We start from the raw sequence: 10,555 nt of genomic DNA, 5'->3' as shown, positions 1-10,555 counted from the left end.
TAAAGTGAATTGTTAATCGGCCAAAATTATTACCCGATTATCACTCATCTCAACAGTTCCGCTAGCTATGGGAAGGATAACCTTTCCTGTGGCATCTTTAGAGAATTTAGAGGCATTCGCTTCTTCTATTGTTATATTGCCTTCAACACGAACATTACCTTCTTGAAGCAAAGAAACTATAGCAGCGTGACCGTTCAAAATTTGAAACTCGCCATTCATTCCCGGTACAGTTACCGATGTTACCTCGCCTGAAAATAAAGTGGCTTCTGGTGATACAATTTCTAAATACATATTCTTAGTGTTAAGTAGTTAGTTTGAAGTAAAAAGTACGAATACTCGTTACACCGCACTTAGTACTAATTAAGCTTCAGCTAACATTTTCTCACCTGCTTCCATCGCTTCTTCAATGGTTCCTTTAAGGTTAAAGGCAGATTCTGGAAGGTGATCTAATTTTCCGTCCATAATCATATTAAATCCTTTAATGGTCTCTTTAATATCAACCAATACACCTTTAAGACCTGTAAACTGTTCAGCTACGTGGAAAGGTTGTGAAAGGAAACGTTGAACACGTCTTGCACGACCTACTGCCGATTTATCTTCTTCTGAAAGTTCTTCCATACCAAGAATAGCAATAATATCTTGCAATTCTTTATAACGCTGTAATAACTCTTTTACACGTTGCGCACAGTTATAATGGTCATTTCCTAAAATATCTGCTGTTAAGATACGAGAAGTAGAATCCAATGGATCCACCGCTGGGTATATACCTAACTCGGCAATCTTACGAGAAAGTACCGTTGTAGCATCTAAGTGAGCAAAAGTTGTTGCTGGAGCTGGATCCGTTAAATCATCCGCAGGAACATATACCGCCTGTACAGATGTAATAGAACCTCTTTTAGTTGATGTAATACGCTCTTGCATAGCACCCATCTCTGTTGCCAAAGTTGGTTGGTATCCTACCGCAGAAGGCATACGACCTAAAAGAGCCGATACCTCAGAACCTGCTTGCGTAAAACGGAAAATATTATCTACAAAGAAAAGTACATCTTTACCTTGACCTTCTCCTGCTCCATCACGGAAGTACTCAGCAATTGTCAATCCTGACAATGCAACACGAGCACGTGCTCCTGGTGGTTCGTTCATTTGACCAAAAACAAAAGTTGCTTTTGATTCTTTCATGGCTTTTTTATCAACCTTAGTAAGATCCCATCCACCATCTTCCATAGAGTGCATGAAGTCATCACCGTATTTGATAATACCAGATTCCAACATCTCACGAAGTAAATCGTTTCCTTCACGAGTACGTTCACCAACACCTGCAAATACAGAAAGACCACCATGGCCTTTGGCGATGTTGTTAATCAACTCCTGAATTAATACTGTTTTACCTACACCTGCACCACCAAATAATCCAATTTTACCACCTTTTGCATAAGGTTCAATAAGGTCAATCACCTTAATACCGGTAAAGAGAACTTCGGTAGAAGTAGAAAGATCTTCAAATCTTGGAGCATCTCTGTGAATAGGTAAACCATCTTTACCAGCTTTAGGCAAATTACCTAAACCATCAATAGCATCACCAATAACGTTGAAAAGACGACCGTAAACGTCATCACCAACTGGCATTTGAATTGCGCTACCTGTCGAAAGCACATCTGTTCCTCTACTTAGACCATCTGTAGAATCCATGGAAATTGTTCTCACTGTGTTTTCACCAACGTGAGATTGTACTTCTAAAACTAGTTTAGAACCATCTTTACCAGCGATTTCAAGAGAATCGTAAATTTTTGGAAGGATATCTCCTGATTGAAATTCCACATCTACTACTGGCCCAATAATTTGGGAAACTTTACCTGTAACTTTTGACATTACTTTATTAGTTTATGAATTCAAATTACTTACTGTATTGAAAAACACCTTAATACACCCATGTTTTTCAGGCTGCAAAGGTATGTTTTTCATCTCGAATTGAAAATACTTTTTATTCTTTTTTCACCATAAAAAAAGGCGCCATTAACTGGCGCCTTGTTAAATGTAATAAAAACAATGCCTATTGCAATGCTGGTGAATAGTTTGTTGGATAATTTCCGATATTGAACAAAGACCCTGATGCTTCAAAATTAGTCTCATAAGTAGCATCTATAGACTTCATGAACTCATTAGCCATAAGTGCATATCCTCTTGCCGTTAGATGAACACCATCTAAAGAAAAACCACCACCAGTTACCAAATTAGCCGTCAGGGTAAAGTCACCATCGGTAACACCGCCACTAGCCAAATCCTGTAATAACTGATTAGCATCTACATACGCTAATCCTGCTGCAGAAGCTGCGGAAGCAATTGTAGCATTAAACTGGGTTGTAACTGCATTAATCTCATCTTGTTCTTCTGGAGTTAAAACCCATTTATCGGCCAAAGGCAGTGTAACCCCTTCAACAGAAAATTGGCCTGCAATCGCAGGAGGAAGATTTACCGCTGAAAAGTCAGCAAAAGATGCTTCATTCACCTTACCGATTACGTTACTACTAGGCAACACCAACAAATCATTTTCGGTAGCAGCTCTTGATTGACCATATGCCGTGCCTAAAAGACTAGCAACCAAAGGTGCTGCTGCCTCAGGAAGACCCAGTTGTGTAACAAACACAGGAAAACCAGGATTAGCATTGAATGCGCCCGTGATTTGTGCGGATATATCAATAAGCGCTTCGTCTTTTATAACTACCGCATTATTTGTTGAATCCGAAAAAACAACTATTCGATTCGTTTCTCCAAGCGCAGTATACACTTGATTTAAAGCTCCATAAACTGTATTTAATGTTGGTACTTGTGCAGCAAAACCATTCTCAGCTGGATCAATAGGGTCATGAGGAACGGTTGTAAAATGTGGAATCGTCGTTACATAAGGAATATTAGCCATCACACCTTTTGCTCCCGCAGAAGTCAATGTAGTTACCAATGTATTTATAGCAAAATCAAAAGTAGGCTGGTCTGTCATAGGGTTTGTACCATCGGCTCCTGAAAGCGCATGCCCTAAAACATCATTATTACCAATCCATAAACTAAAAAAAGTAGGTGATTGTGCCATAGCCAGTTCCAAAACCTTGGCATCAGGAGTTGTTCCCGTCATCCTAACATAATACGGATTAGCGCGCTGAGCAGCTAAATTTGCAGCATTACCATAACCATCCGCTAATAAGTGAAAACTCTTTGCTCCAGGAACACCCATATTATTGAACGGACCCGTTGGGTTATTTAAAATTATATCCGTTGTTGGGTCTACTGGACCAATAACATCCGCCAAGTCCACCGGACCAGCACCACCAAAAACCAATCTTGGATCAAAACCTTCCAATTGAGTTCCTCCGGCTAGAAGGCCTCCAATATTATCGCTCATTAAAGGCTGTGAAAAAGCACCGCCTCCTACCAAAGCAAATTTTGTAGATAACAAATTTGGTATTGAATTTTCTTGCCCTGCAATAAAAAGAGCATTATCCGTAAAACCTGCAGTTAACGAATTTCCTAAAGAAACATACGTTGAAAAATCTGCTGAACCCGCATTTAATTCAACAAGTGCTTCCGCCATTACTTCTGGCTCAAGATCTACATCTTCAGGGTCATTACAGGCGGTAAAAGCCAAGATACCTAAAGAGATGTATATATATTTTAAGTTTTTCATTTCAACTTTAGATTAAAAATTAATTATTAATTGTCCAAGATAAGTAGTACATAGACCCAATATACCCGGTACCGAACGCTGTATAGTACTCTTTACCGGTTAGGTTTGTTCCCCCTATTTTAAAGGAAGACTTAATACTTGGCACATCATAATTGATTTGTGCGTCAACTACATGAAATTCTGGAATAACACCGTTACCAAAAGTGGCTTCCCAGAAATAATCATCACTGAATCTGTATGACACATTAAATCCGAAATTTTCAAATAACTGCTCATTTCCAAAAGATGCCTTGAACTTGTGCTCTGGAGTGTTGAAATTCAACATTACATCTGGATTAGCATCACGGTCAAAATCTAATTTTGTAAACGTATAACTACCTCCTAAATTAAAATCTCCAAATACTTTCATGTTAAGGCCCAAAGATGCACCATATGAACTAACATCAGCATCAGTATTAGTGTACGTGCTATATGCTTGGTAATCCCCATTGGCTATTGCTGCTACAGAAAGTGCACCATCACCAACTACTCCATATAAAGGAGAAACTACAACTTCCTGAGAAATAAAATCTTTATACCTGTTATAGTAGGTACTAAAGTCAATTACCAGCTTATCAACCTTACCGCGGTATCCAATTTCAATAGATGATACTTTTTCGGGTTTAACTAAATCTGGATTAGCAATTTCCAAGTCCGCAGGGTTCCCTGTTGCACCTAAAGAGGCTACAGAAGCGGCAGAATAAGAATTGTTATATGCCACCGCACCAGTTTGCGTAACCGAAGCCGGTTGTTGATATAAAAGTTGACCGGTAGCACTTACATCATAATCCCTTGAATATCTATCTAGATTATCTGATGCAGACCCAACTAAAATTGCCCTACCAGCATTCAAACCAATGAAAAGATCTTGAGTAGTTGGATTTCTAAATCCTGTTTGGGCAGAAGCTCTAATGTTATGATTTCTGCTAATTGTATAACCAGCGGATAATCTTGGTGATAAAAATCCATCAAAAAACTCAGATTTATCATAGCGAATAGAACCCGTTAATTTTAAACTTTTTTCTCCTGCAAAAGGCAAGGTCTTTTGAACCTGAGAGTAAATTCCAAATTCCGAATAATCAATTGGACCATCTATATCTGTATAAATAGTACCTAAGGAATTTAAACTATACTCCCTAAACGACCCACCAACTTGAATTTCTGCCCAATCAATTAAATGAGCAAAATTATAATTAGCATCTGCATGATAGTATTTAGACTGATCGTAAAATTGAGAACCCTTGCTCAAATCTGGATCTTTAATAACTGTATTAAAGGCAGCATCAAACTCTGATGTACCAGGCAACAATCTACCTGATTCAGCTTGGGCCCTACCAGCAGCATGAGCTTGAGCATCTGTAGCTCCTCCTAAAGTTGCCTGAACATAAGCTCCTGTATACTCCCCAAACCAGGTGTTGTCATCTTTCCAACTTCTATTAATATTGATACCAGTAAATACCATATCATAAGAATCTCCAGCTTTATCACCAACAACATAGCCTCTTACAAAGAAGTTATCGTTTCTAATTTCAAGTTTATGTTGTTCTTGAAAAAATCCATCAATATTATATCTATTGGTACCTTGATAGATTGTAGTACCTGTTCCTACCTTACCTACATAAGAAATCTCCAGGCTATTACCTTCTATTGGCCTATAATATAAACCCCAATCTGCTTTTATACTTTCTGCATTGTACTGAGTAAGATCACTTTCAGCATAACCTGTTCTACTTACGATTTCCGAAGGAACCAAAGAATTGGCCCCAGCAGGTAGGATACCTAAACCTTCTAAAGTAAGCGCCACATCTTTAATGTTAGTAGAAACCTCATCTCCATAAACATTAACCCCGTCATAGTTCAAGTTATCTCTTGTACCACCTGGTGTAATCTTATCATCTGTATTATTAGCGGCCCAGTCAGTTCCCTTAAGATATCCGAAATTAACTTTTCCAGCAAATTTATCACTGAATTTATACGCTGCCCTAATACCAAAATCTGTATAAGAATTATCGCCAGAAGCTTCTTGAGAAGTTATCCCACGCTTAATTGACACACTAATTCCTTCGTAGTCAAACGGATTCTTACTTCGCATAAACAAAATACCGTTAAAGGCATTTGCACCATAAAGCGCAGATGATGCTCCGGGTAATAACTCAACACTTAAAACATCCGGTTCAACTAGACCTACTAAGTTTCCGATAGGGAAATTTAATGCTGGTGTAGAGTTATCCATACCATCAACAAGTTGCATAAAACGCGTATTAGAAAAAGACGCAAAACCTCTTGTGTTTACAGACTTAAAAGTTAAACTATTTGTATTTACATCAACCCCTTTCAAATTCTCTAAACCGCCATAAAAATCCGCAGCAGTAGTGTTTTTAATCTCAGAAACACCAATTCTCTCAACCGTAACCGGTGATTCAAAAATACGCTCAGGCGTTCTAGAAGCAGATATAACTACTTCATCTAAAAATGTTTGGGACTCATCAATTGTAATGGTCAAGGTTTGATTGTTGGAGGTGACTTCCTCTGTAGCATCCGAATATCCGATGCTGGTGATCATTAACTGAAAAGGGGGTACCTCAGAAGTTTGTAAATTAAAATTACCATCAAAATCCGTTGTGGTGCCAATCGCTTTTCCTTTAATAACGATATTGGCCCCTGGTACGGGCTGACTGTTCTGATCTACCACTTTCCCGTTTACCGTTGTTTGCGAAAATCCAAAGCTAGTCGCCAACAGCAAGGCTAAAAACAGTATTGCTCTCATGTTAAGTTTAAGTTAAAAATGTTAGTAAATCGAAGTTACATTTTTTTTTCGACCAATAATCATAAAATGGAAAAAATTATGCGTGCATAGTACTTTTTTCGCAAAAATACCTTCTTCAAATTACAAATACCCTAAAACAAACAGGCCTTGACATATGTCAAGGCCTGTTAAAAGCTGATACTATTATTTAATAACTGTTTATTCTACCGTAACCGATTTTGCCAAGTTTCTAGGCTGATCTACATTACAATTACGCATTACCGCAATGTGGTATGACAACAGTTGCAACGGAATTGTAGTTAATAATGGCGTAAGGCTTTCCAAAGTCTCAGGCACTTCAATTACATGATCGGCAAGTTCCTTAACCTGTGTATCACCTTCTGTTACAATAGCTATTATCTTTCCTTTTCTTGATTTGATTTCTTGAATATTACTTACCACTTTTTCATAATGACCTCTCTTAGTGGCAATCACAAATACTGGCATTTGTTCATCTATCAATGCGATAGGTCCATGCTTCATCTCTGCAGCAGGATATCCTTCAGCATGAATATAACTAATTTCTTTAAGTTTAAGCGCTCCTTCCAAAGCTACAGGGAAATTATACCCTCTACCCAGATATAAACAATTGGTAGAATCCTTATAAACCTCTGCAATCTTTTCTATAAGAGCATTGCTTTCTAACACTTTCTCTACCTTAGCAGGAATAGTTTCTAGTTCAGTCAAAAATTCATGGAATCTAGATTGAGAAAAAGCACCTTTTTCCTTTGCCAATTTTAACGCAATTAGCGTAAGAACAGTAATCTGCGTTGTAAAAGCTTTGGTTGAGGCCACTCCTATCTCCGGACCGGCATGAGTATAAGCGCCTGAATCTGATTCTCTAGCAATAGAAGAACCTACCACATTACAAACACCAAATACATAAGCTCCTTTTTCCTTTGCCAATTTTATAGCGGCCAAAGTATCTGCAGTTTCACCAGATTGAGAAATGGCAATAAGCACATCCTTATCTGTAATGACAGGGTTTCTATATCTAAACTCAGAAGCGTACTCTACTTCTACTGGTATTCTTGCCAAATCTTCAAATATATACTCGGCAACCAGACCTGCATGCCAAGAAGTTCCACAAGCCACAATAATTATGCGGTTAGCGTTCATGAACTTTTCTAAATTCTCATCAATACCAGCCATCTTTACAAGACCTTGAGCTGCACGTAACCTACCTCTATAGGTATCCAAAATAGCCCTTGGTTGCTCATAAATTTCCTTGAGCATAAAATGATCATAACCACCTTTTTCAATCTCCTCGATATTCATTTTCAATTCGAGAATATTCGGGTATGCTACAGCATCATTTTTTATTTTACGGAGCTTGATTTCCTTCCCTAGTCGAATAATAGCCATTTCTTCGTCTTGAAGGTATATAGCATTATTGGTGAACTCAATAAATGGCGAAGCATCAGAAGCAATGAAAAATTCATTATCACCAACTCCAATTGCTAATGGACTACCTAATTTGGCAACCACTATCTCATCAGGCTTCTTAATATCAAAAACAGCAATAGCATAAGCACCTACTACTTCATTCAAAGCAAGCTGAACAGCTTTGCCCAACTTTACATCTTCAGACTTTTGAACCTCTTCAATAAGGTTAATTAAAACTTCCGTATCTGTATCTGATTTAAAAGTATACCCTCTTTTGGTAAGTTCTTTCTTTATAGACTCATAATTTTCAATAATTCCGTTATGGATAATTACTAAATCACCGGAATTAGAATAATGTGGATGAGAATTAACATCGTTTGGCACCCCATGGGTAGCCCAACGTGTATGACCAATACCTAATTTTCCTTCTATAGAAATAGTACTTTCGGCCTTTTTCTTTAAATCTTCAACTTTACCCTTGGTCTTTGCCAAGTTTATTTTTTCGCCGTCGTAAATTGCAACACCGGCACTATCATATCCTCTATATTCAAGACGTTGTAAACCTTTTACTATAATCGGATAGGCATCTCTATGCCCTATATAACCTACTATTCCACACATACTGTATAAGTTAATTTAAGTTGGGGGAAATAAACACTTTGCCGCAAATGTACTAGAAGCTGGCGAAATCTCCCTAAAACACACCTATAAAACGAAAAATAACGTTTATTGGTATAGTAAGGTTAATCTCACTGCTTAAAGCGTAAACTCGCGTAAATAAAATTAGAGTAATTGTTTTGTATAAAAACTAGTTGGTTTCGGTATAGAAAATTTCAAGCTGTAACTTCTTATCAGAATCAGCTGCACTAACTTCGCTACCATACAGAGAAGTACCTAATGGCGTTAAAGTATTTGCAACCGGTAATTCTTCTTCAACATTGTTCTCCAGCATAGCATTACGCGTAGTAGAAAAAAACAGGTTAGGTGTAGTTGTAAGCCCTAAAGTGACATTTTCTGCATCATCCAACACAAGACTATTAATATAAGTAGTAACATCTACGGTGTATTTGACACCTTTTGCAGCACTGGAAGTCTCTAATTCCCCATCATACTCAGCCAATTGACTAGTAGCATCAATTGCTGATAGAGGCAAACTTGCATTAGTTGACTTATTATATAAATACAATTTTTGAGGCTCTGCGCCTAAATTATCATCAGCTACATAAAACACAAGATTGGCATTATTAATAATCCAATTATTAGCTTTTATTTCATTTATAGCCTCTCTACTGTTTGCGTCATCGAATAGTTTAATTTCGGCAAAAGAACCAGCTCCACCTTTCAAATAAATCTTAGATGCATTTTCACCAGTATCTAAATTATCTGATATTTCATTGGGATATAATTCATTAACAAACGTATTTGCCGCATTACCCTCGGTACTCGTAACCAAGCCCGTTGTTGAACTGAAAATATCTTGCATGAAATTAAGTACTAAGTCTCCCTGCTTACTTTGTTGAGTAACTACCCCATCTGTATCTGCACTATCATAACTATAAGAGACCGTAATACTTGCTGATTTTAGGTTGAACAAAAACATTACATCTTGACCGCCTTCTGTAACAGACAAATGCAATCCTCTTAAAAACTCCTTAAAATTTGCTTGAGTAGTAAGTTCAGATGAACCCTCTTTATCTAAAATATTTTCCTGAAAAAAGTCTTTATCCAAAGCTACTCGAATACCTGGATTCAAATAACTAAACTGATCAGATTCTATAACGTCCTCAGTTGATTCATCATCTCGTTGGCGTAAAGCTATTTGTTCAGAACTAATAACCAGTGGACCTACGACCGAACTGTCATAAAGAACTTCACCGAACGAATTAGCCGGAAACTCTTGGTTAGAGTAATACTCTTGCGCTTCTTGAAAATTAGCAGTAGGATCCAAGTCTCGCATAAAAAAAGTAGATTGTTGTACTTTTAGATTAAACGTTGGGTTATCAATATCCTGATCATACAATCTACTATCAACATAGATACTATCCAAGTCAAAAGTTTTAGCAAACTGATCTGCTACAAAATCAGCATCATCAGCATCATCAGCATCATCAAGAGGATTTGAACCTTTTACATCTTCTTGACTATCTGTAAGACCACCTCCATCAGTATCACTATTTGGATCTAATGGGTCAGCATCTAACTCATCAATAAGACCATCTAAATCTGCATCTCCTGTAGGGTTCGTCAAAAATGGAATATATAGGTATACTGAATCTATCGTTTCATTTTCCGGTATCTGAGCAAGTACACTTGCATTCTCTGTTTCTTCTAGTAATTGAGAATACGTCCCAAAAGTAGGATTAGCACTAGGCAACAAAACTTGAGTAGTTACTTGCGCCTCAGTTCTTCCGTAAAGAGGGTCGTCATAAATACCTAATTGATATATAGGCAATTGATTAGTAGCAACCGCCTTAATCTTCTTATTATAGGCAAAAACGTCAAAAACAGCCTTATTGTTTTTGAACGGCTCCCCTCCAACTACACCAGAGCCAACGGTTGTTAAGTCTTCTTCACAAGATGCAAAGATGGTGACAAGTGCTATTACTGCAAGAGCAGGAAGTTTTAATCTGTTCAAAAAAATCATTCGG

Annotated in this window: 6 protein-coding genes; all 6 read right to left on the bottom strand. The window is 37.6% G+C overall.

Annotated elements, in window-relative coordinates; all coding sequences use genetic code 11:
* Nucleotides 1-12 precede the first annotated feature (12 nt).
* Nucleotides 13-291: a F0F1 ATP synthase subunit epsilon gene (locus tag IWB64_RS07445; RefSeq protein ID WP_194533409.1), complete on the bottom strand. Its 279-nt coding sequence runs from the start codon at nucleotides 289-291 to the stop codon at nucleotides 13-15.
* A gap of 69 nt (nucleotides 292-360) precedes the next feature.
* A complete protein-coding gene (gene atpD, locus IWB64_RS07440) occupies nucleotides 361-1,869 on the bottom strand; it encodes a F0F1 ATP synthase subunit beta (protein WP_194533408.1) in 1,509 nt (502 codons plus the stop codon).
* A gap of 181 nt (nucleotides 1,870-2,050) precedes the next feature.
* Entirely contained in the window at nucleotides 2,051-3,676 is a 1,626-nt protein-coding gene (locus IWB64_RS07435) for an SGNH/GDSL hydrolase family protein (protein ID WP_194533407.1), read from the bottom strand.
* Nucleotides 3,677-3,695: 19 nt separating this feature from the next.
* Complete coding sequence (locus IWB64_RS07430; RefSeq protein WP_194533406.1) at nucleotides 3,696-6,482, bottom strand: TonB-dependent receptor; 2,787 nt, start codon at nucleotides 6,480-6,482, stop codon at nucleotides 3,696-3,698.
* A gap of 198 nt (nucleotides 6,483-6,680) precedes the next feature.
* Nucleotides 6,681-8,528, bottom strand: coding sequence for a glutamine--fructose-6-phosphate transaminase (isomerizing) (glmS, locus tag IWB64_RS07425; protein WP_194533405.1), 1,848 nt, complete (start codon nucleotides 8,526-8,528; stop codon nucleotides 6,681-6,683).
* Between the two features lie 187 nt (nucleotides 8,529-8,715).
* Nucleotides 8,716-10,551, bottom strand: a complete 1,836-nt coding sequence (locus IWB64_RS07420; protein ID WP_194533404.1) for a DUF4270 domain-containing protein — start codon at nucleotides 10,549-10,551, stop codon at nucleotides 8,716-8,718.
* Between the last annotated feature and the right edge of the window lie 4 nt (nucleotides 10,552-10,555).

The organism is Zobellia nedashkovskayae, from assembly GCF_015330125.1.
Lineage (GTDB): Bacteria > Bacteroidota > Bacteroidia > Flavobacteriales > Flavobacteriaceae > Zobellia > Zobellia nedashkovskayae.
The sequence above is the reverse complement of the archived record's forward strand: the minus strand, read 5'-3'. Positions and strand labels throughout refer to the sequence as shown.

Excerpts from the sequence above, each read along its gene's own strand:
- IWB64_RS07445 (WP_194533409.1), bottom strand. The coding sequence starts at position 291 with ATGTATTTAGAAATTGTATCACCAGAAGCCACTTTATTTTCAGGCGAG.
- atpD (WP_194533408.1), bottom strand. The coding sequence starts at position 1,869 with ATGTCAAAAGTTACAGGTAAAGTTTCCCAAATTATTGGGCCAGTAGTA.
- IWB64_RS07435 (WP_194533407.1), bottom strand. The coding sequence starts at position 3,676 with ATGAAAAACTTAAAATATATATACATCTCTTTAGGTATCTTGGCTTTT.
- IWB64_RS07430 (WP_194533406.1), bottom strand. The coding sequence starts at position 6,482 with ATGAGAGCAATACTGTTTTTAGCCTTGCTGTTGGCGACTAGCTTTGGA.
- glmS (WP_194533405.1), bottom strand. The coding sequence starts at position 8,528 with ATGTGTGGAATAGTAGGTTATATAGGGCATAGAGATGCCTATCCGATT.
- IWB64_RS07420 (WP_194533404.1), bottom strand. The coding sequence starts at position 10,551 with ATGATTTTTTTGAACAGATTAAAACTTCCTGCTCTTGCAGTAATAGCA.